Annotated in this window: 21 protein-coding genes; 11 read left to right on the top strand and 10 right to left on the bottom strand. The window is 36.8% G+C overall.

Translation table 11 applies throughout. From position 1 onward, the window contains the following. Nucleotides 1-30: 30 nt before the first annotated feature. From QM524_RS01560 to QM524_RS01540, 5 genes are all read left to right on the top strand, one after another. Nucleotides 31-1,140 carry a family 20 glycosylhydrolase gene (locus QM524_RS01560; RefSeq protein ID WP_283343170.1) on the top strand — a complete coding sequence of 370 codons (1,110 nt, stop codon included), beginning with the start codon at nucleotides 31-33 and terminating at the stop codon, nucleotides 1,138-1,140. Between the two features lie 131 nt (nucleotides 1,141-1,271). Beyond that, nucleotides 1,272-1,514, top strand: a complete 243-nt coding sequence (locus tag QM524_RS01555; protein WP_283343169.1) for a hypothetical protein — start codon at nucleotides 1,272-1,274, stop codon at nucleotides 1,512-1,514. Beyond that, nucleotides 1,507-1,833, top strand: a complete 327-nt coding sequence (locus tag QM524_RS01550) for a type II toxin-antitoxin system RelE/ParE family toxin (RefSeq protein WP_283343168.1) — start codon at nucleotides 1,507-1,509, stop codon at nucleotides 1,831-1,833. The genes QM524_RS01555 and QM524_RS01550 overlap by 8 nt, the downstream gene beginning before the upstream one ends. A gap of 37 nt (nucleotides 1,834-1,870) precedes the next feature. Further along, complete coding sequence (locus tag QM524_RS01545) at nucleotides 1,871-2,248, top strand: hypothetical protein (protein WP_283343167.1); 378 nt, start codon at nucleotides 1,871-1,873, stop codon at nucleotides 2,246-2,248. 66 nt (nucleotides 2,249-2,314) lie between these two features. After that, the gene (locus QM524_RS01540) at nucleotides 2,315-2,929 is read left to right on the top strand and encodes a hypothetical protein (RefSeq protein ID WP_283343166.1); all 615 of its coding nucleotides are present in this window, start codon (nucleotides 2,315-2,317) and stop codon (nucleotides 2,927-2,929) included. A gap of 68 nt (nucleotides 2,930-2,997) precedes the next feature. On the opposite strand, the gene QM524_RS01535 is transcribed toward QM524_RS01540, so the two are convergent. Both QM524_RS01535 and QM524_RS01530 read right to left on the bottom strand, forming a co-directional pair. Further along, nucleotides 2,998-4,536 (bottom strand): subtype B tannase, encoded by a 1,539-nt coding sequence (locus QM524_RS01535; RefSeq protein WP_283343165.1) that lies wholly within the window; start codon nucleotides 4,534-4,536, stop codon nucleotides 2,998-3,000. 558 nt (nucleotides 4,537-5,094) lie between these two features. Next, nucleotides 5,095-5,460, bottom strand: a complete 366-nt coding sequence (locus tag QM524_RS01530; RefSeq protein WP_095164569.1) for a winged helix-turn-helix transcriptional regulator — start codon at nucleotides 5,458-5,460, stop codon at nucleotides 5,095-5,097. Nucleotides 5,461-5,547: 87 nt separating this feature from the next. Between QM524_RS01530 and QM524_RS01525 the strand changes: the two genes are divergently transcribed. Next, on the top strand, nucleotides 5,548-6,060 hold the full coding sequence (locus QM524_RS01525; RefSeq protein ID WP_283343164.1) for an SRPBCC family protein: 513 nt from the start codon (nucleotides 5,548-5,550) through the stop codon (nucleotides 6,058-6,060). Nucleotides 6,061-6,265: 205 nt separating this feature from the next. Here the strand turns inward: QM524_RS01525 and QM524_RS01520 are convergent, their stop codons facing one another. Together QM524_RS01520 and QM524_RS01515 are read right to left on the bottom strand one after the other, a co-directional pair. After that, complete coding sequence (locus QM524_RS01520; RefSeq protein WP_283343163.1) at nucleotides 6,266-6,853, bottom strand: 5'-methylthioadenosine/S-adenosylhomocysteine nucleosidase family protein; 588 nt, start codon at nucleotides 6,851-6,853, stop codon at nucleotides 6,266-6,268. Nucleotides 6,854-6,914: 61 nt separating this feature from the next. Next, nucleotides 6,915-7,469, bottom strand: coding sequence for a thioredoxin family protein (locus QM524_RS01515; RefSeq protein ID WP_283343162.1), 555 nt, complete (start codon nucleotides 7,467-7,469; stop codon nucleotides 6,915-6,917). Between the two features lie 178 nt (nucleotides 7,470-7,647). Here QM524_RS01515 and QM524_RS01510 point away from each other — a divergent pair, with 178 nt between their 5' ends. Both QM524_RS01510 and QM524_RS01505 read left to right on the top strand, forming a co-directional pair. Then, nucleotides 7,648-8,298 (top strand): hypothetical protein, encoded by a 651-nt coding sequence (locus tag QM524_RS01510; RefSeq protein WP_283343161.1) that lies wholly within the window; start codon nucleotides 7,648-7,650, stop codon nucleotides 8,296-8,298. A 5-nt stretch (nucleotides 8,299-8,303) separates the two neighbouring features. Next, on the top strand, nucleotides 8,304-8,669 hold the full coding sequence (locus tag QM524_RS01505) for a hypothetical protein (protein ID WP_283343160.1): 366 nt from the start codon (nucleotides 8,304-8,306) through the stop codon (nucleotides 8,667-8,669). Nucleotides 8,670-8,698: 29 nt separating this feature from the next. Here QM524_RS01505 and QM524_RS01500 read toward each other — a convergent pair whose 3' ends face one another. Continuing rightward, entirely contained in the window at nucleotides 8,699-9,535 is an 837-nt protein-coding gene (locus QM524_RS01500; RefSeq protein ID WP_283343159.1) for a helix-turn-helix domain-containing protein, read from the bottom strand. 85 nt (nucleotides 9,536-9,620) lie between these two features. Between QM524_RS01500 and QM524_RS01495 the strand changes: the two genes are divergently transcribed. Together QM524_RS01495 and QM524_RS01490 are read left to right on the top strand one after the other, a co-directional pair. Next, nucleotides 9,621-10,016: a DoxX family membrane protein gene (locus QM524_RS01495; protein WP_283343158.1), complete on the top strand. Its 396-nt coding sequence runs from the start codon at nucleotides 9,621-9,623 to the stop codon at nucleotides 10,014-10,016. 4 nt (nucleotides 10,017-10,020) lie between these two features. Further along, nucleotides 10,021-10,959, top strand: a complete 939-nt coding sequence (locus tag QM524_RS01490) for a polysaccharide deacetylase family protein (protein WP_283343157.1) — start codon at nucleotides 10,021-10,023, stop codon at nucleotides 10,957-10,959. Nucleotides 10,960-11,084: 125 nt separating this feature from the next. Here QM524_RS01490 and QM524_RS01485 read toward each other — a convergent pair whose 3' ends face one another. Then, entirely contained in the window at nucleotides 11,085-12,281 is a 1,197-nt protein-coding gene (locus QM524_RS01485; protein ID WP_283343156.1) for an esterase, read from the bottom strand. A gap of 94 nt (nucleotides 12,282-12,375) precedes the next feature. Beyond that, the gene (locus QM524_RS01480; RefSeq protein WP_283343155.1) at nucleotides 12,376-13,221 is read right to left on the bottom strand and encodes an SMP-30/gluconolactonase/LRE family protein; all 846 of its coding nucleotides are present in this window, start codon (nucleotides 13,219-13,221) and stop codon (nucleotides 12,376-12,378) included. A gap of 212 nt (nucleotides 13,222-13,433) precedes the next feature. Between QM524_RS01480 and QM524_RS01475 the strand changes: the two genes are divergently transcribed. Then, nucleotides 13,434-14,198, top strand: a complete 765-nt coding sequence (locus QM524_RS01475) for a hypothetical protein (RefSeq protein WP_283343154.1) — start codon at nucleotides 13,434-13,436, stop codon at nucleotides 14,196-14,198. Nucleotides 14,199-14,272: 74 nt separating this feature from the next. Here QM524_RS01475 and QM524_RS01470 read toward each other — a convergent pair whose 3' ends face one another. The 3 genes from QM524_RS01470 to QM524_RS01460 all read right to left on the bottom strand — a co-directional run bounded on the left by QM524_RS01470 (nucleotide 14,273) and on the right by QM524_RS01460 (nucleotide 22,286). Then, nucleotides 14,273-14,947 carry an NAD-dependent epimerase/dehydratase family protein gene (locus QM524_RS01470; RefSeq protein ID WP_283343153.1) on the bottom strand — a complete coding sequence of 225 codons (675 nt, stop codon included), beginning with the start codon at nucleotides 14,945-14,947 and terminating at the stop codon, nucleotides 14,273-14,275. A gap of 159 nt (nucleotides 14,948-15,106) precedes the next feature. Continuing rightward, nucleotides 15,107-17,644, bottom strand: a complete 2,538-nt coding sequence (locus tag QM524_RS01465) for a TonB-dependent receptor (RefSeq protein ID WP_283343152.1) — start codon at nucleotides 17,642-17,644, stop codon at nucleotides 15,107-15,109. 352 nt (nucleotides 17,645-17,996) lie between these two features. Next, nucleotides 17,997-22,286 carry a T9SS type A sorting domain-containing protein gene (locus QM524_RS01460; RefSeq protein WP_283343151.1) on the bottom strand — a complete coding sequence of 1,430 codons (4,290 nt, stop codon included), beginning with the start codon at nucleotides 22,284-22,286 and terminating at the stop codon, nucleotides 17,997-17,999. Nucleotides 22,287-22,397: the final 111 nt, after the last annotated feature.

The raw sequence follows: 22,397 nt of genomic DNA, 5'->3' as shown, positions 1-22,397 counted from the left end.
CTCAACCCAATTTTTAAATTCAGCTTCATTATGACAAAATTTTCGCGTTTCCTTTTTCTATTTATAGGAGTTTTAATCAACTCCACAATATTCTCACAATCCAAAATAGATAGCTTGATTCCTACTCGCGGTTTTTGTATTACCGCCCCAAAAACTCAGAGAGTCGATGATTTCATCAAATTTATCCAAGAAGAATTGGTGAGCCGTCAAGTAAATACTTTACTGCTTCGCGTAGATTACAACTACCAGTTTGAAAGTCATCCTGAACTTCGAGACCCAGAGGCTCTTTCTAAAAAAGATATCAAAAAATTGGTCAGTATTTGTAAGAAAAACAATATTCGACTCATTCCCCAGATTAATCTATTGGGGCACCAATCATGGGCGAGCACTACGTACAATTTATTGAGAGTTTATCCCGAATTTGATGAAACGCCTTCAGTAAAAATGCCAGAAAAGTACGTGTGGCCTAACTCTGACGGTTTGTACTGCAAAAGCTATTGCCCACTTCATCCAAACGTTCATAAAATAGTATTTGAGCTAATGGACGAAATCTGTGATGTTTTTGAAACGGATGCTTTTCATGCGGGAATGGATGAAGTCTTTTACATTGGAGACGACAAATGTCCTAGATGTTCAGGAAAAGACAAGGCAGAATTATTTGCAGGTGAAGTCAACGAAATTAGAAATCATTTAGCACTCAAAAACAGAAAGCTTTGGATTTGGGGCGACAGACTAATCGATGGCAAAACCACAGGTATCGGTATGTGGGAAGGAAGTTTTAACAACACACATCGAGCCATTGATTTGATTGCCAAAGATGTAACTATCTGCGATTGGCATTATGAAAGACCCGACCAAACGGCAGTTTATTTTGCGATGAAAGGATTCAATGTCATTACTTGTCCATGGAGAATGCCCAAATTCGCTGTGATTCAAACACAAGATATGGTCAGGTTTCGCGAATCTTCTACAGCCATTATGAAGCCCCATTTTCAAGGCATGATGCAAACAGTATGGTCTAGTGCAGAATCTTTTATGGACGAGTTTTATGGAAAAAACACTACCAAGCCTACTGAAGAAAACACCTCCGCCAATTGCTTTAGGGCTATGTTTTCGGAAATGGGTCAGTTGGGGAAGTAGATTTCTCCTTTGTTTATCATTATAATCCGCTGAGAGTTTTGACGTTGTAGATGTTGCTAGTATTGCTTAACTTAGTGTTATGATAATTTCTTTGTTCAGAATTAAATCAAAAAACAATTAAGGATTAGGCTATGGGAAAGACAATTAATCTTAATACTAATATCCAACTTACCATTAATCAATTGGTGGATTTAGCCAAGCAATTACCTCAAAAAGATAGGTTAAAAATAGCCTCAATGCTTCTTGATGAGGAGTCAACATTTAGCAAAGAAGAGTTGAAGGCAAAAATAAAAGAAGGTTTAGAGGAAATTAATCTTCACAAAAAAGGTCAAGTTAAATTAAGAACGTTGAGCGACTTTTTGGCAGATGTTTAAAGTCCTGACCACACGAAGTTTTGAACGAGATGCAAAATCTTTGCTCAAAAAATATGTTTCACTTCGCAGTGAGCTTGTAGAGCTTGGGGAAGTTCTAGCAGAAAATCCTACACTTGGAACTTCCTTGGGACATGATTGCTACAAAATTAGAATAAGCATTAAAAGTAAGGGGAAAGGGAAAAGTGGTGGGGCTAGAGTAATCACCTACGTTGTTACCGAAAAAAGTGAAGTAATTCTTCTTGCGATTTATGACAAACAAGTAAAATCAGATATCAGTAGCAAGGAGCTTCGAATACTTTTAGAGGATTTGGGTGAGTAAACTACTTAATTTTCAGCTTAAAACAACTCACATCTGTATGAACTGGTCTAATATTGTTCAACAAATTAAAGACTCTATTAAAGTTGGAGATAAACTACAAGAAGACTTAACGTACAGATACTTTATCGCTGGCCCTGATTTTTCTTGTAACGATTATGACTACAATGGAGAATTAGGTTATAAAATTCAAATTGGAAAGAATAATTGTCTGCAAATACCTTTCCTATTATTAAAAACAGTGTTCGAAGATACTCTTGCAAATAATGGGATATACAACAGAAAGGTCATTTGCAAACACTATCAGAAACAGGTAACTAACCATGGTTGTCATGTACATGTCGTGGGTAGAATTTTTGCTCAAGCTGGAATAATGCAGGAAAAAGATAAGCGCACTTATCAGATTACAGCAACTTAATTGAGAATATAATGCAAGTCTAAACTTAGTAATAGAAAATATTTCATCTCACACTTTGTAAACTCTATGAAAAACCTCAAACTACACTTTCTCCTTTCTATTTTTTTAGTGTCCATTGCACAAAGCATCACCGCGCAAACAACCTCTTATCAGCCTGATTCTATTCAATGGGAAAAAATAAATAAATGGGTTAAAAGAGCTCAAGATAAATATCCTTCCGAAATAGATTGTCAGACTGCTTCAATTTTCACAAACTTATTTTGGGGTGATCGACGAGTATCGGAGTCTGTATCGAATGGAATGAAAAGTATTTTTAAGCGAACTTTCATGAAAAGTGTACATTCTTTTCAGGGTACTTTCTCATTTTTAATCTCTTTTGACGAAAAAAGCAATGTAAAGACCATAGCTTTTTCTGAAAATGTCCCTTCAGAATTCATTTTGGTAGTACAAAACAATTTCAATCAAACCATTGAGGATATTTCCCGAATAGATCGTTTGAAAGGAACGCTTCACAACAAAAAAATACTTCTTATGCTTCATCTATCATGGATGTTCAATTATAATCCCAACACCATGACCTACTCTGATGATGGTACAAAATCCATAAAATTCAAAGAAGAAAGCACAGGAAAAGGTGAAATATTATTCGCTGAATCAAATTTTATGTCTAGACAATTTTAGCCTTTTTTTTAAAACCTCCCGATGGAGCAATGTCAATTCATCAGGAGGTTTTAAACACTTTGTCTTTCTTATTTACAAAGCCCATCTACCCAAGCAAATAGTTCATCAAGATCATAATCGCCACTATGGGGTTTGTCCCACGGAAATTCCAAATTAGCATCAATACCCTTGTTTTGTAATGCTGTAGTCAATATCACAGAGATAGCGAGCGATGTATCTTTGTCTTTGGAGCCGTGTCTGATACGCCAGTGTTTGGCATTTGTGGTATTTTTTTGACCTAAATAATACATGGGGTTCATCATTTTCACGAATACCTCATCTACTCTCGAAGCATCACCGATGGCGTTTTTTTGACCAAACTCTGTAAAATGCTGCTTATCGATCGTAGCCGAACCAAATAGCATATTCTCGCCTGTTGAAAGGTCTAGAGCATCAAAGGCTGGAGGAGTTTTCATGCGCTCCATATAGCTAACATACGCACCAAAATCTAAGCCTGTAACTTGATTGCCACTAACTTTCAAGAACGCATAGCCCGACATATCTTTTCCAGCATCCAAGGCTTTTTGTGCCGAAGCGATTACATAATTAATCACTAAATCTTTAAAACTCCCATTTCCGTCTGCATCCAAAGTTAAAGATTTTCCCTTGCTATCCTTGAGGTTTAGGCTGTTTATATAAGTAGGAAAAAGCGTTTTCAATTGTCCCGATATCTTTATTTGCTCTTCACTCAACACAGATGGTGCATCGTTATTTTTCGTCTGCATAAGTCCACCCCTTTTGTAGGTATTGTAGCCATTAAACTGCCATTCATACGCCATATCAGCATGGTCCAAGTTGGTAATTGGACAATAGGCAGAAACAGCAAAGACATCGTCTGTTCCATTGGCGGCCCCTATTGCTTTTAAGTAAGGCTCATAGTCTGGATTATTGCCCGTTGCCCCAACTAAAGTCGACATAGCACCGCCTGCACTTGTGCCATTCGAAATGATTTTATTGGCATCGCCGGGCATCAGTTTATCATTAAATTTCAAGTAACGTACCGCAGCTTTTAAATCTACAATACCCGCTGGTGCTTTACCTGTGTATTCGCCATTACTTGCTTTCAAAGTACGTCCCCTTGCCCCTGCCGAAGCCACTACATAGCCTTTGGCTAAGGCAGCAACTACCGTTGAAGGTTTTGCTTGTGGCATTGCTGGCGCCCCATCAGGTCTTCTCTCGCCCATGGGTGGCATTCCATTCATTGGCGGTCGATTACCTCCCATTCCTCCCATTGGCATTTCTTTGAGGGTTGCAGGTTGTGCAGGCATATATCCACCTACTTTGTTGGGGAAAAAAATGGGAGCTGTTTCAGCTGTATAGCCATTTATTTTTTTCCCTGAAAAGTACTCTTCTGGAATATAGATATTCATTTTTTGGTATACTGTATCTACAGGATTCGCAACATAAATGATATTTTCATAGGCTCTTACCGTAAAGGTTTTTCCTTCAAAAGTAAGTGTTTGAGTAACATACTTTTGCGCTTGAAAACTTAGGTCTATCTTGGGAAATGTAAATGAACAAAGTGCCAAACCGACAATGATGCAAAAATTGATAAGATGGGTTTTCATTTTTTATGAGTTTAATAAAAAATTTAAAATGAATTTGTAAAATATCACTTAACAGATATTACCATGATTGCGTAGTTGTTGTGGCTACTCCGCTCTTCATGAAAATATATTTCAGCATATCTTTTTCTTGAATCAATATTACGGTTTAGCCTGATGTTTTATTAGAAAAATGAAGGATATAAAAGGTGAAGCGGAAAAAAAGGGAGTTGAAACGCACCATTTAAGAGTATGTGGTTTAGACAACAGGCACAAGGAAAATAGTTTTAAAATGTTTTTAAAAACCCAAGACATACTTTTGTACAAAGCCCATGGCTAAAAGCCATATACTAAATATCTACCTAATACTGGATACAACGAAAAAATTGAATTCGGGTCTTTTTCAATATATTTAGTAAAAACAGTTTTAAACTCTTAAGAATGAGTCCAAGCTCTAGGTAGTGAACTAGTTAATCCAAAATTGTTCATCAATCAGAATGTGGGCAATTTTGAACCAAGTGCTTATTGCATAAAGTTTAGAGCATGTCTCAATCAAAAGTAATTTCGTGTTAATAAATAAAACTATACAAATATCCCCTGATTAAGCACCACCGTATTGCCCCATTCAGTAATTGCTTTTAACAAAGGAATAAGGGATTTACCCAAAGTCGTTAGCTCATATGTTACTCTGATAGGCGGTTTGTCGCCATATACAGTTCTAGTTACTAAGCCATCTTTTTCTAATTGCTTTAATTGTAAACTAATGGTCATTTCTGTAACAGTCGGAATCGCTTTGCATAATTCATTGAAACGCAGACTCCCTTCTATCAAGTGATAGAGAATGACTGCCTTCCATTTCCCTCCTATTAAATCCATTGTTAAACTAACCGTACAAGGATATTCCTTTCCGTTGAGTGCAACAGTATCGCTTTTACATTCTGTATTCATATTCTTTAGACTATCTATTTTGATAGTTATTTCAAATTAAATATACTAAACTTAGTTTTGCAACTATAATTTTAATAGTATAAAAAAATGCAAAATTCAATCATCTGGCCAGAGGGCTATTTACCCGGAACAACAGACAATTTTTGTTCTAACGAAGTAATTGTATCAGGATTAAAAACCAGCGATATTTGGCCTCTATTGGCTAATCCTTTCGAGTGGCCAAAATACTATCACAACTCATCTGACATTGAGTTACTTAATGCAGAATACAAGCAATTAACCGCAGATATCCGTTTTCGTTTTAAGACATTTGGTTTCCCGATTGAGGCACAAGTGACCGAATTTGTTCCTCCTGTGGAAGGAGAGCCAGCAAGATTAGCATGGCATGGTTGGGCTGAGGGTGATGCAGAAACAAGATTGGACGTGATTCATGCTTGGCTCATCGAGGACTTAGAAGGAGGAAGAGTAAGAATTTTAACGCAAGAGACCCAAATTGGAAATCCCGCGAAAGAATTAGCAAAAACAAAGCCCAACCCGATGATAAATGGACATCAAGATTGGCTTGAAGGATTAGTAGACTATGCTAAACAGCTGATTTAGTTGCTGTTAATAATGTAAAACTAATTCCTCCAAAATTATTTGGCATTACATATTTCAAATATTGTAGTACCAAATAATTTTGGAGGAGTATATCCAAGCTATATCTTATGCCCGACTATTAAAATGTGTAAAGTTAATTCTGAGGCAAAGATTAAGCTTCAAATTAAGTTATAGTGCAGTATGAAATAAAACTTTCGTGAAAGGCTTATTTCAAAATCTTCAACAATTTACCATACGCCACTGCTGCTTTATGAACTTGTTCTGTCCAGTCTTCTGCAGCGTTGTCGTCAGCGCCATCAGAAATGTATTTTAGACACAAAAACGGGATATTTTCTTTTTGGGCAATCAACGCTAATGCATAGGCTTCCATATCTACCACATTATAAATGGTTTCGGCATGTCCCATTTCAAAGCTATCTCCTGTACCACAGATTCCTAATTTCAGTCCTTCCATCTCCAGACCATATTCCAATAATGGAGGTACGCCCGAAAGCGGTGTTTCGTACAATTGAAATCCTAAACCACGCACATCCATATCTCTTTGCACAAATTTGGTACAGCAAATCACTTCACCTTTGGCAAAATAGTTGCTACCTGCCGTTCCAAGATTGACAATCAGCGCAGGCTTTTGTTGCTGAATTACTTTGGTTAGTTCGTAAGCTGCATTTACTTTTCCAATTCCTGTAAATACTACATTCTGCCCTTCAAATACTTCGGCGGCTTCTGATTCGAGTGCAAATGAAAAAAGGGTATTCTCTAATGGAAAAGTTGTTTCAGAATTAATATTTATCATGATAGTCTATTTAAACAATCTCATACAGTCTATGAGATTTTAAAATTACGAAAAGAAAAACTTATCCAATCAACTGTGCCAATTCCTTACATATTTCCTCTCCTTTATCTTCGTTGTACCAGTTTTGTAATTTGATTTTAATGGTTTCAAAATCTGCTTTTGCCTCGTGTAATTCTTCCATCAACTGATGTGCACCTTCAGGGCGAGGTCCCCACACGAAAAGATCTTTTCCGTCTTCGTCTCTTGATACCAATTTAGGAATACTTTTGCTCTTTCCATTGGTCAGATATTGCTCAATCAAAAATGGTTCACTATCTCTTAGTTGAATTTCATAAGATAACAAGGGATTTTGTTCAGTGATTTTAATCAAAAACGGCACAATATGCGCTGCATCACCACACCAAGGTTCGGTAATGATGATCCAATGTTGTGGCGTCGTAATTTCTTGGACTTTGTTCAAAATAGCATCTGACAATACCAAATGCTTATCCCAGCGTTTCATACGAGACTGGTTAAGCTTCGTGTAGTTTAGATAATCGGGTTTGTCGTAAGGAGCAGCAGGTGTTACGGCTGATAAAATCTCTTCGAATAGGGTTTTATATGCTAGGTAGTTCATGATATTTTTGGCAATAATATGTTTGTTTGTAGATATTACAGCCATTGAAGGGTAAAGAGTTCCAGTGAAGTATCAAAGAATTGGTTATAACAAGGGTAATTAGAGCTAACATCTTTAATTAACAAAGCACAAAGGCATTATAATTAACTTATATTTAACTACTTAAATTAAAACATCTATGAAAAACAGTATCCACTTTATCTATTTTCTAATTATGACCTTTTCATTGATTTCAACAGTTTGCATTTCGTGTCTTGGGCAAAATGAGATTTCAAATGATACCATAAATATTGAAGGGTTCAATATTATTCCGCTAAAAGCATTTGACTACAATGGTGATTTTGTGATAAAGGAAGACACTTTATTTCTTGTGACTTGTTGTAATTTCGTCTATTATCCATTTGGGAAATTAACCAACAAAAACTCTTTGAAGAAGAGTATATTTAAAAATTGGACCATCAAAAAATACAAAAGAGAGAGCTTTAAAAATACCAACTTAGCCCCACCTGTTTGGGATTTTTTTGAAGATGTTCTGGCAGTTTCAGGCAGAAATAAGTTGAGTTTTTTCTTCGATAATGACCCCGAAGCATCAACTCATGGATACATTAGAAATGGAGAAATATGGGACAGTAAAGTTGAGCTTCTTCAACATATTAAGGTAGGAATGAATATAAATGCTTTTTGTAGTAAGTTTTTTGTAAACTATCCTCCTGAACTACATAGAAGGTTTCAGGTTATTGCATTTATTTCATGTATCAGTGATATTACTCAGCATTATACATTCAAAAATGGAAAACTCTGGAATATTAAATTTATTTCTCAACCTTGATTGCTATGACGACACAACAAAAATTCAATATTTGGTTAGATGATATCTTGACAAACGAAAAACCCGAAAATGATATCATTGGGTATTACTTTGGCTTATTAACCACAGATGAGGGTTATCAGGCATATCTTATTGGTTCAAAAACTTTCGATGCGGCAACGGATGATTGGGCATGCAATATAGATTTTAGCCCTGTAAATAAGTATTTATTTCTTGGACAAAAAGATTTGGTATGGTATCAAATACTGGATAATTTTAAAACATATCTAATTGACTATTCAAAAACTTCAGTATTTAAAAATAGTTTTTTAGAAAACTCTATTGCGATTGCCTACGGTTTTGACGAAGGTGACCTCTTTAGGCTTAAATAATTTTGTAAAAGGCCAATACAAGAAATATGCTAAGTTTGTTTTTTCCTCCTCTTAAACTCACTCGGACTAATTCCTCGATATTTCTTAAATATCCTATTCAAATGGCTCGCATCACTAAACCCTAGCTCATAGACAATCTCGCTGATATTCAAATCTGTATGTAATAATCTCATTTCTATTATCTTAATCTTATAATTCATCACATACTCTTGCAAACTACTTCCTGTTTGTGTTTTGAAATATTCACTTAAATAGGTAGCCGATAAATTGAAGTGCTTGGCAAGTTCTTCGACTCGAAGCTTTGAGGGTTCATAAATATGCTGATGAATATAGTTTATCAAAAGCATGGCCGTTTCAGATTTGGATTTATCGATATTTATGGGAGTTATCAGCGAAATATTTCGGGCAGCAATGGTTATGATGGTATTGATAATTTGCTGTATTACCTCCTCTGTATGAGGAAATTGATGATGATGCTCGCGAATAAGCGCTTCAACCAAGGCTCTGACCAAGGGCTTATCAGCTACAGTTTTTAGAATACAGCCAGGCAAATGGTTGTGATTATGAAAAATAAACTCTAGTTTTTTCACCCAATCTTTACTTTGCTGGTCTAAGTAGGCGCTATTGAATCTGATGAAAAATAGCTTGCTTGCTGATTGTATTTCAAATCCGTGTGAATCTTGTGGGAAAATTAAAAAAAGCTTGTCTTTGGCAAAAGGTAACTGATATTGATTGATTCGCTGGATACCTGTTCCTTCCAACACAAATACCATTTCAAAAAAAGTATTTTTATGCGTTCGAGCCTCATATTGGTCTTTTTCCCAAAGCTCTAGTTCAAATGGCAAATATAAATTACGTATTTCCATACCTCTAAACTTACAAATACAACCTTTATTTATACAACACTTCAAATGCATTTTACCTGCAATTTTGCAAAAAACAATAAACATCATGAATACTACCTCATTTTTATTACTTCGTTTAGGCATTGGTATAAGTATGTTTGGGCATGGCTTGGTTCGTTTGCCCAAATTGGCTGGGTTTAGCAAATGGATGGTTACATCTTTCGAAAAATCTTTGCTCCCTAGTGCCATCGTTACGCCATTTAGTTATGCGCTACCTATTCTCGAATTTGGAATTGGTACTCTACTAATTCTTGGTCTACTGACCAAACAAGCCCTTTTGGCAGGCAGCATCGTAATGCTCATATTGTTATTGGGAACAACGCTTATAGAGAATTGGGATGCGCTTCCTTCACAACTAATTCATTTGGCATTCTTTGCGATTTTACTACAATTTATTTCATCCAATACATGGTCTTTGGACTATTTTCTCTTCAAAAAATAAGGTCATGAAAAGCAGAAGAAAATTCATTCAACAAAGTAGCGCATTGGGACTGAGTCATTTATTGCTACCAAGCTTTTTGTCAAAAGCTTCAACAAAAGAAAATACACCTAGCTCAAAATGGGCTGATGGTTCAAAATTAATGGTATCTATTTCCATGCAATTTGAATCTGGAGGTGAGCCTGATAATGCAGAAAGTCCTTTTCCACAAAATCTCGAAAAAGGATACCGAGATTTGCCCGCTAAAACTTGGTACGAGTACGGTTACAAAGAAGGTATTCCGAGAATGTTGGACAATTGGGATAGACTTGGGGTTAAGGTTACTTCTCATATGGTTGGTACTGCGGTATTAAAAAATCCACAGCTTGCACGTGAAATCGTCGAGCGTGGACATGAGGCAGCAGCGCATGGAATGAACTGGAGTTCACAATACAATTTGCCTTATGAGCAAGAGAAAAAATTTATCAAAGATGGTGTAGATGCCATTAAAAATATCACAGGTTTTAACGCCATCGGGTACAACGCCAATTGGCTACGTAGAGGCGAAAATACCTTGAATATTCTACAAGAACTTGGCTTCAAATACCATATCGACGACCTTAGCAGAGATGAACCTTTTGTCATCAAAGTCAATCAACAGGACTTTGCCGTGGTGCCTTATACTTTGAGAAACAACGATATATTACTGATCGAAGGTAAAAATTTTTCTACAGATCAATTTTTCAATCAGGTAAAAGCCGAGTTTAACCAATTGTACTTCGAAAGTCAATTCAAACGTCGAATGCTATCTATCAGTTTTCATGATCGTATTGGAGGTACGCCGCAAATGGTTAAATCTACCTATGATTTGATCAAATACATACAAAATCATAAGGGTGTTTCCTTCAAAAGAAAAGACGAAATTGCCTCACTGGCGCTGAATGATGCAAATACTATTAGGGAATAATTCATTACGATTAGGGGGCGACTTAAGTCGCCCCCTAATCGTAATTGCTAGAAAGATATTTATTATCAAAGAGATTCCTCTTTAAACGCAAAGCATCACATCTCTAAGGATAACGTATGTATGGATTATTTAAACAATCTTGGCGCAAATTCAGCAAGATAGATTCTCCAGTTTTTCCAAATATGCCCCTCTCCTGTCTCCAGATATTCGTATTTTAAGCCTAGTCCATCTAGCTTTTTCTTGAAATCAATATTGGCTTGATACAGAAAATCGTCTTTGCCTATTGCAATCCAATAAAGTTTCAACCCGTTGTTTTTCTGAGCTTTTAGTGTTTCATCAATATTGCTATACACCTTACCTGTAGCATCTTCGCGAGGCATAATAGCTGCCGAAAATAAGCCCACATAATCGAAGGTATTAGGGTAATATCGACTAATGTGCATCGTATGAAAACCTCCCATCGACAATCCTGCAATCGCACGATTTTCTTTGTTATTCTTTACCCGAAAAGTCTTTTCTACATAACTAACAATGTCCATAAAATTAGCCTCATAAACCCCATTCATCGATTGAGGTAATAAAAATTGTGGCTTGTAAAAACCATCTTTTCCATAGCCGTAGCCAGCATCTTGTACTACATTCCCGTTGGGCATCACCACAATCATAGGTTTAGCTTTGCCTTGTGCTATTAAATTATCCAAAATTTGAATAGCTCTTCCGTGAGCCGCCCAAGATTCCTCGTCGCCACCAGCGCCGTGCAAAAGATACAAAACTGGGTATTTTTCATTTGACTGCTCATAACCCGCTGGTGTATAAATAGTCAATCTTCTATTCATTTTCAACCCTGCGGACGGATACCAATTATTTGTCACGGTTCCGTGTGGGACATCATTGGTTTTGTACAAATCTGCTCTGCCTTTATCGACGATAAAGATATTAGTCATCGAGGCTGAGTTTCGCAAAGCATAAGGACTATTGGGATCAGTTGTTCTTACACCATCGACTACAAAGGAATAGCTATACAACTCCGAATCCAATGGCTTGGATGTATAGGTCCAAAGTCCATTTTTATCTTTAGTCAAATTGATGGTACCAGGACCATCTACCAAACCAAAGCGACTCATAACTTTTACTGGTGGTAAAAAATCTGAGGTTACCTGAACGGTATCTGCCTTGGGTGCGTAAAAACGAAAAGTGACAGTTCTATCGGCGTTAACTTCAGGCGAAATGATATTTTCGAGTTCTTTGGGTACTTCTTGCGCCATAACAACCTGCACCGCCAATACTAAGATTGAACAGAGAAATAAGAATTGTTTTTTCATGATAAATAGTTGGATAGTTAGAATTAATAAAAAAGTTTTGGGGTTTGAATACTGTTGCTGACGCGAGGTTTGTCGGAGAAAACTCCGACAAAGGCTAATTGACTTTATAGGCTATCACTTTATTTTTCCAGAAAGTCGGTACCAATAAAGTTTTTTGACTAGGGATATATTCAATATCTGCGGTATTCATTTTGGCATCTACGGTATCCAACAACAATTGGGTTTTGCCTTCTGGATTGATATGCCAAATTTTACCTCTCCATTCGGTAGCAAAATAGCCTTTTTGTCCATCCGACAAAATACCGTCCAAGCCTCCCATACCTTCTGCGATTGTGGCATATTGTTGCGTTTTTAAATCGAGTGCTAAGATTTTACCATCTCCGTTACCAATAATCAATTTATCATTTTCAAAAAATACGCCATTAGGTGTTTTTAAAGGTGCGCCCTCTGCTACTTTTACAAGCTGTCCTTTTTCCAACTTCCAAAGTCTATTCGAACGCATATCGGTAAAATACACGATTTTGTTTTTCTTATCAACGCTCACACCATTCAAAAAAGTCGCATTCGGAACTTCATATTTTTGTAATACTTTGCCTGTTTTAGCATCAATTTCTACCAATTTAAAAATCTCAGCTACATAAATCTTTCCATCCAAGACATCCAATCCTTTCACTGCATGAAGATTTTCTGTTACTTTTAACTGGGTAATTTTACCGTTTAAATCTAATTTCGAGATAAAGCTTTTTTCATTGGTTGCTGTTGGTGCACCATTGATACAAGCTACGTATAATGCTTTTGATTTGGTGTCAAAAACCACCGATTCAGGTGTTGAAATAAGGGTATCTGTCTCCCAAATTTTAGTCAGTGTTTTTTGAGAATATGATTTTGAAACCAAACCAGCTGATAATAGGATTGATAAGAGGATTGCCGACTTTTTCATAAATGATTTTAGAATTTTTATAATTGTTTAAATGATTTAGTTCAAACCATGAGACATTTTGCCAGTATTTTCAAGTCTCAATCGAAAAAATTGTAATTTCGAGCTCTTGACCTATTCAACAGAAAACCTGTATAATTTTGACAGTCTAACCTTATATCCTGTAAAACTAAAATAGGCCCGTTTTTTACTGTTTTTATTCAAAATATTCAACTATGGCAATCACTAAAAAAGTAAGTGTACACTATCCTAATGCCAAAAGTGGCGATGATATTACTGAAAGCTATTTGACTTTATTGGAAAAAGAATACAATTCAGACTTGAGAAAAATGCTTTTTGCTACGTCTGTTTGTTCTGATGACGTCAATGTATCGACAGACTTTCGTCGCGTATTATCACGACCGTTCACGATGGGTGGTTTGGGAGGTTTGCCTTACTCTGGCTTTACAGGCATGGTGGCTTTTTCGCACCATATTCCTGATGGAGGTGATGCCTTTATTTTTTATGGTCCACATATTGGAATCACCGACGAGGGCGAATTAGGACGAATGCGTCGTATTGGACAAAAACGTTTGACCAATAGCTGTGGCGCATTGATGTTGGCGCTCGAACGTTTCCAGAGTGACGATGATGTAGATACGTATGTGCCACAAAGTGTACATTATGATTATCAGCAGATTCAATTGGAACAAACTCTGATGCCGTTTAAGAATAAAATTTTGACCGCTGATAATCCCAAAAAAGCCATTACGGATTACACCTATACTGCTATAGACAAGCAAATAAAAAAGCTGGTAAGTATGAGCTTAAATGAATTTCATTGTGAGCGTATTTTCTTGCTGGGGGGCGTTATTATCAATACCAGTGAAGAATATAATGACTATGTAGATATTCGCAATTTTGATGTAATCGAAACCAAAAGTCTCGAACCTTTCAAACCAAAGTCGATTTTGGAGCTTGATGCATTTAAGAATTTGTAAGAATATATTCAATAAAAATCCCTGTGCAGATGATAAATCCACACAGGGATTTTTTTATTTTCGGAAAACTAAACTTACTTTAATTCTGATAGTTTTTTTATATCACTCGCCTCCAATATTGTTTTTGAGTAACCTGTTAGAGCACTGTTAATCATGGCAATAGCAAAATCTGATAGCCTTAATATAGCATTCGGAAAAAGTGGACGCAATAATACTAAGAGCCATTTGAGATATTTCACTGATTGATAAGTTTGGGTTGGTTTTACTGCTAGATATGGAATCAAAGCGCCTGGTCGGAAGTTGTAGACGTGGCTAAAGCCTAATTTCTGCAAATCATTCTCAGTTTTGCCTTTTACCCTAGCCCACATAGTTTTTCCTGTCTCTGAACTATCTGTTCCAGCACCAGAAATATAACAAAAGGTCATATCAGGATTATTCGCCACCAGTGCTTTGGCAAAATCCATAGTCAGTGTGTATGTCATTCGGGTAAAAGTTGCTTCATCCATCCCCATTGAAGAAACTCCAATGCAAAAAAAGCAAGCATGATAATTGGGTAAAATATCCTTTATGCAAGAGAGTTGTGACAAGTCCGACACGACTACTTCTAAAAGCTTGGGGTGCTGAACTCCCGAAACTCTACGATTGAGCACCAATATATGTTCCACCTGAGGATGCTGTAGACATTGATCCAATACTGCTTCCCCAATCATTCCTGTGGATCCAGTAATGATAACGTTGATTTTTTTCATATGCTGATTTGTTAAGGATAAACCCATTTCTACTGGCAGAAAGTTATTTCAATAATAGTTAAATATACGTTTCTAACAAAATGAAAAAACAAATCTTCAAATTTAAAATCAAGTGGCAATCATTATCTCTGATGCTCCTTACCATTCAGACATACATTTCTATAATTTCAGTGTAGCGCTCAAATAATAAAAACCACCAACACTTGGACCTGCTAAAAAGTTGTAATAATATTGATTGAGCAAATTGGTTGCACCTAATTTTAACTCAATGGGTTGACTTTTAAATTCATAGCTTACCTGCCCGTCGAGCGTACTGTATGCAGGAACTGTACCTGTTGCTAATGACGACTGCCAGACAAAGGCATCTTGCCATTTATAATTCAATGCCATGCCCCAGCCATTGCCAAGATTACGATTCGAAAGACCTATATTCAAAATCCACTGAGGCGTGTTAAAGGCCTCCTCCAAGCCATCGTTGGTTTCTTTTCTGTCCAGTTTGGCATAGGAAACGTTACTATTGACCACAAAGCTTTTGTAAAACTGGTAGCGTACGCCAACACTAGCACCATAGTTATATACCTTACTTTTAGAGTTAGTCCACAAACGATAACGGTCTTGCTTGGTTCGGTCGTTGAGATAATAGGCCAAAGAATCACCATTCGTAAAGCCCGATTTTATGGTAGATACTTCTACTTGAGCCATAAAATTTTGGTAAACATTGTAATAAAAATCAGCGTCAATAAAGAGTTTTTTAGCGAGAAAATTACCCTTATAGCCTATCTCAAAACTATTGACTCTTTCCGGTTTGAGATAGGTGTAATCATTTTTTTGGACTAGTCCTTTATTCTTTTCAATGGCCTGTGCCACTGTTAATCCCTTTGTGTTGACGTCGCTCGTTACAGCCGCTTGGAAAGCATCTATGGAGGTTTTATAATAGGAATTTTCGAAAATACCTTTTGACATCACTGGCAAACCACCCACTCGCTTGACCCCTCCGCTATTGACATTTGAAAAGGCTTCAAACAAACTTGGGAAGCGATATCCATTTTGGAATGAAACTCGGAAATTTTGGTCGTCTGTCGGCGAAAATACCATCGCTAATCTTGGGTTCCATTGCCAATCAAAATATTGATTTTTATCGGCACGAATACTTAGATTAACCTGTAATTTGTTATCAAACAATGACTTGGTCACTTGGGTAAAAGCACCATATTTGTAATAAGTTAAATCTCTCCCAGGCTCTACAGGATTAATAAAATAGTTACCATCAGGATATACCTTATACATGCGATAATCAAACCCAGACAAGATATTGATTCCATATTTTTCTTTCCACGAAGCTAAAGCTTCCTCTGTCAGGTTATACTGTCCTTCAGCATGATACATCCATGACTTAACACGCAAGGCAGCGCCAACATCCCAGTTATTGATATCGCCTAATTTCTTAATCAAAGCATCAAACTCAGCTGTATGCGGTTGTGGGCGACCTGCATCGACTTTTATCCTTGCGTCTTTCAAAGCCTGAGTGGCAGTGATACCTGCTTGAGTACTTGCCAAAAATGCTGCACTAAAATCCCTAAACCATTGCGTATCTGTCTTAAAACTGCGGTCGATATTTTCGGCCATCGAACGAATATTATAAGAATCTCCCGTGTTTTCGGTTGTCATATATCCACGCAGAATAAGTGACTTGTTTTTGTAAGTCAGAATATGCTGAGATACCCAATAGTTATCTAACCTAAAGCGATTGGTGCGTTGATAGATATTATTGAGATACCCCATTCTAAAGGTATAATTCAATTCAGAATTGACGCTCGGTTTGAAAGCAAATGTCAAATCTGCCTTGAGATTTTGGATAGAAAAATCAGCAATATCTTTTTCTGTATAGCCTGTACGCGCAACAGAATAGCGCTTGCCACCAAGTGTTAAAGTTTGGCGGTTAGACGATTCGTTACCGTAAGAATTAATGCCATCGTAAGCAGGATTGTCTAAACCAAGCAAGCCCAATGAAGCATTACCATTGGGATTCAAATCTTGGTTGTTATCCGAAATCCAATCGTATCCTTTCAAGTAATTGAGATTTAGCTTTATTGCCCATTGATTATTCCAAGCCTTTGCCCAACGCAGGGAAGTTTCTGTAAAAAGTTGGGCAGAAGCATTGGCATCGCCCAAATGATTGACCCCAGTTTTTTGTTGAAAAGAAAAACCTTGATGCTCAAAAGGGTTTTTAGATAAAATTTGTACCATACCATTCAAGGCATTCATCCCATACAAAGCCGAAGCCGTACCTGGAATAAGCTCGACACGGTCGATGTCCAAATCGGTGGGCGCCAAAGCACTACCAATAGGCGCACCAATATGAGGCGCTTGATTGTCGGCACCGTCTACCAATTGTACAAATCGAACATTGGTCGGGTTGGCAAAACCACGCGTATTGTACACCTTAAATCCTAAACTAGAGGTAAGTAATTGTACACCCTTCAGATTTTCGATTGCTTCAAAATAGCTTGGTGCAGGCGATGATTTTATTGCACGAACATCCAACAACTCTATACTCACTGGCGATTTCATGATAGACATCGGCAAACGAGAGGCTGTCACAACTACCTCAGAAAGGTGCGTTGTGGTGTCTTTGGTGGTTTGAGAGAATGTTTGATAAAAGCATAGTAAACTAATTATGGTAATCAGTTTTTTCATATCATTATAGTTTTGAAAATATTTCGATGAAAATTTTTTATCCATAATACCTATGATACGAGTACTATGTTAATGTCGTTTAGAATTCTTGCAGGAACTTACTTTTTCAAAAGATAATGAATCAAAACGTTATGTTTTGAAGAAAATAGCGATGTATCAAAAAAGAGCCTTTATCAAAGGCTACTTTTTTACAAATATAAAGAACAATTGTATTTTATCAAGGTAAAAAATAAATGTTCAACTGAATTTCATTACCCTACATTTTCGGAAAGAGTCTATTTATTTTCACTAAAAACAATAGACATTTAAACAAAAAAAATCCCGACCACTCTTCGTAATCGGGATGTAATATTTAGAATTTCAAGACTTTAAAAGTTCCAGATTTATTTCCTTTGGAAACTTTGAGATGATACACTCCATTTCCAAAACTTTGAAGGCTGATTTGATTTTTACCCGCATGAAGCTCAGTATCAAATACCGACTGTCCCATCATATCAAAAATTTCAGCTTTAACATTTGGTTCATCACTTGTGATGGTGATAAAATCACTAGCAGGATTTGGACCTACCAAAACGCCTAGAGATTGTAGGTCATCAATCCCTGTGATTACTGCAAGTTTAGCAATATTTTTAGCACCAACCGTTCCTAAACCACATTCACCATTGGCTACTTCAAATATTTGATACGAAGTACCTGCAGTAGCATTAACAGAGGCCACAAATGGTAAAGTATTGACGGTATATACTTTAGCTGTTGTCCATGTTTCGCTAAGACGCACGTAGAACGGTGTTTTACCCGATAAGTTCACTTTCAGACTAACAGGTTTGTCGGTTGTGAAGTAATATTGCGTGGTGTCAAACTCTGCTTTGATGATCGAGCTTAGCGTCAAAGGCATCGTTGTTGAACTACTAGCAGTATTAGCTTCCGAACTTATAATCTTAACATGATAGTCGCTTCCAGCAGGCAAATCAAATGGTACTGAAAAGCTTAGCGTATTTGGCGTTGAAGAAACGATATCTGAGCTTATGGTTTTAAAATTTTGTCCATTTTTATCAGAAATTTGAACATCAAATTTGGCATTTGCTCCAAATGTTCCCTTGGTGTTATATGAAATCACATAATTCCCGCCTGCGCAAACTTTTGAAATTACTTGCTTATTCACTAAGATATTGTTGGTTTCAATCGTCTTATCCGAACTTGCATTCAACGTAATAGTGGCTGAACCACTCACAACCCCTACACCACATTGGTTACTTACTTTGGTCACTGTAAAGCTTTTCGTTCCTGTTACAGTTACAGGAATCGCTCCAGGTGATATTGCTGAATATTGAACTGTTCCTTTCGTGCCATCATTCAATTCGTAGCTAACCGTTTGCAAATAAGCATCGTTGATAGAAGCTACTTGTGGCTTGATATACAAATAGGCCGTTTGAGACGGATTCAAGGTTGCAGTACCAGTTAAAACTAAAGCAGGTGTAGATGACAAATTCACTGATGTAGCGGTATTGGTACTAGTAATAGTGCCACTTTGGGCTGTCAAAACTAAGCTATAGCGACCTGCATCCACACTTTTGGGAATCGTTACCATTTGAGGTCCCGTCTTGGTCGTTTCAAAGATAATCTGTTGTAAAGCACCACTATTCATGATAAGTGAATATTTATTGCTCACATTTTCACTGCCTTGTGCATTAATATTTACTAAAAACGAATCGCCATTACAAGCATTAATTGATGTATTGGCCAATGAAGTACTCCAAGTAATTTTAGGATTTACCGTCACATTCAAGGTTAATCCATTATCGCTTGTTCCACACTCATTATATAAAGTATTGAGTTTGTAAGTACCCGAACGAACAGGAGTAAATGTTTTATAATATTGAAACTCCAAAATACTTGTGTAATAATTGTTATTATCAACCCAGAAACCATCAAAAGGAGTAGCATTAGGATTATCCACTTTCAATTGGATACTTTCACCATAATTAAGATTAAAGTCTGTTTTACCTGTACTCGTGGTTATCTTGAAATTAGGCACTCTATTATAGACAATAACATCATTGTCTGTCATTATCAAGGTATCTTGTTCTTGCACTAACCTAATAAAGTTCGATCCGTTCGGGGTAGTTGTAGGTAGCACTACACTAAACTGTGATTCTGAAATTCCCGTTTTAACAACAGTACGGTTTAAGAAACTGATACTTGAGGATATTTCTAAGCGATAAGTTTTAGGCTCATCTTTGAATGTTGGCGTATAATTAACTACATAATAGTTTAATGAAATACTTTGCCCTTCACACACTCTTTGAGCTTGAACTTCTGAACTTTTATTAAAAAATACTTTTTGAGTAATTACCTTCAAGTTGTAAGTCAAACTCGGTGTGATTTCTCCACAAGTATTAGAAATCGACTTTACTCGATAAGTAGTAGTGGTATTACCTGCCAAGGTCAATGTAATATTAGAGGATCCATAAAACTTAGCATTATCGGCAAAAGTAACCACCGAATTAAGTGGAGAAGAGGTAAGTAAATTGAAAGTAGCTTGCCCTGGCGATGACAAGGTATAATTGACTACGCTATTGCCAGTGTACTGTGGCTTTTTACCAATTTTAACTCTTAATTTATCACCAATTATGGTAGATGAACTTGAACTCACCTGCAAAACCAGTGTGCTAGGCAAACTTGCATCGTCTGGCACAGTCCATTGTAATTGGTTGTTTACAAACTCACCCACAGAGGATTTTACGGCTACGCCTGCTTCATTCAGATAATTTAGATAAAATTTAGTATCTGTTGGAATACTTACGCTACTGCCGATATTCAATGTATAGCTTGAACCTACACATAATTCCGCCTCGTTTTTAAATGGCGCCGATAATGTAATTACTGACGGACTAGCAACTGTGATATTTAACGTATTTGAACCTATATTTGAAATACCGCAACTATTTGAAATACTTGTAATACTGAAAGCTGTATTCTTGTTGATATACGTTTGTCCAAAAATCTGCCCTCCCAATAATTCAGACGGCGAAAACTGTGTTTCTCCTTGCGAAGTTGTAAGGTTATATGGACCGCCACCTTTTACATTTACCACATAACTAAAGCTTCCTTGTACAGCCAACGTAGTAGCGATATTTGATGGACTTATTGTACTAACTGAAGGAATTGTGCGTAAAATGGCAGCTCTTTCCAAAAAAGTTTTAGTTGGTAAACTACTCGTAAAGAGCGCTAAAGCAAACACTTGTGCATCTGCCGAAATAGTTTTTGGCAACATAAATAATGCTACACCCGTACTGAGGACTTTTCCTGATAGAATTAAATCGTTTGATGAAACCACATCTCCTAAACGAAGATGGGCACTTATCTCTGAATTCACACTAAGGCTAGGAGAACTTGTAAAGTTTACGACCAACGAATCACCAGGACAGTAGGCCGTTTTTGTCGTTTTATCTGCCATCAAACTTGCATTGGCAGTCACAGCGTATTGTCCTGTACCAACTCCTGTACCACAGGAATTTGAAAAACTACTTACTTTGAATGTCTCTGAACCAGTAACTTTTTTATTGTACTGGGCCGTTGATGTAAAAGAATTTACTACAACTTTATTACCATCAGACATGGTAATTGTCATGGGAAAAGCACCTTTTACATTCATTGTCATAAAAGCAGACTCTCCCACGTTTAAAGTCTTGCTACCAGACACTAACTCCACAGAAGATTCGTCACGTATCAATACTGAGTTTACAGTCATTGATGAAGTTTCTGGGCTTGTAGCATATATTCTTGTAGAATAATATTTCTCTACCACAATATCGTCTGGCAGTTTGGCTGAAACAGTATTATCTTTCAAGGTTGCTTCCAACTGGTAGGATTTCGTTTCGTTGAGTTTGAGCTCAATATAAAACTTATTGTTATTTTGCCAAGTACCGAAGGAATTTACACTAAATGAAATATTACCACCTTTACAAAAAGTCTTTGGTCCAAAACCAGCGTACTCCAAAATATTTGGTGTACTTACAATATCAACGCTTCCTGTAATTTTGCCAACACCACAAGCATTTTGTACCGACTTAAATGAAAACGCACCCGTCTTTTGTGGATGCATATAGGCAACATAAGCTCCAGGATTTCTCACACTCGTCATTTCAAAAATCTCATTTTCGGAACTCACAAAAGTCATCGGTAAAGGTAAATATGGGCGTCCTTCGATTGAGATACTGGCTGCTGCTCCTTGTAGGGTGTATATCTTTGCTGAACTTACTGTCAACACTGGCAAAATGCCAATATTATAGTTTGAAGTACTAGAAGAATTAACTGCTGGAGAACTTGAAATAATGCGAATTTGGTAAACTGGTGTAAAGGGACCAGATAAATTTTCCTCAATTGAAGCAGGAATTTTACCCACCAAAAACCCTGAAGAATCTTTGGTTTCCAAGTTTATTGATGTGTTAGAAACAAGCTGAATAGTAAACTTATTATCTGCGTTGAAAGCTCCGTTTGTATGGTAAGCAAGTACGACATTCTTGCCTGCACATAGATACTCCTTGGATGGCTCAATAACAGCATCTAAGCTTACACTTTGTGTCCATGCTGTGAGAGAAAGCAAGCAACAAAGCATTACCGAAAGTAGATGTTTAAACATAAGATTGAGTTTGTAGTAAATGTGAAATTAGAACAGTTAAATTGAGAGGAAAGCGTGTAGTAAAACCTCTAAAATAAGCCATGAATAAGGCGAAATAGTCGGAGAAATAGG

The organism is Flectobacillus roseus, assembly GCF_030056595.1.
Lineage (GTDB): Bacteria > Bacteroidota > Bacteroidia > Cytophagales > Spirosomataceae > Flectobacillus > Flectobacillus roseus.
This window is presented reverse-complemented; position numbering and strand designations above follow the sequence as displayed.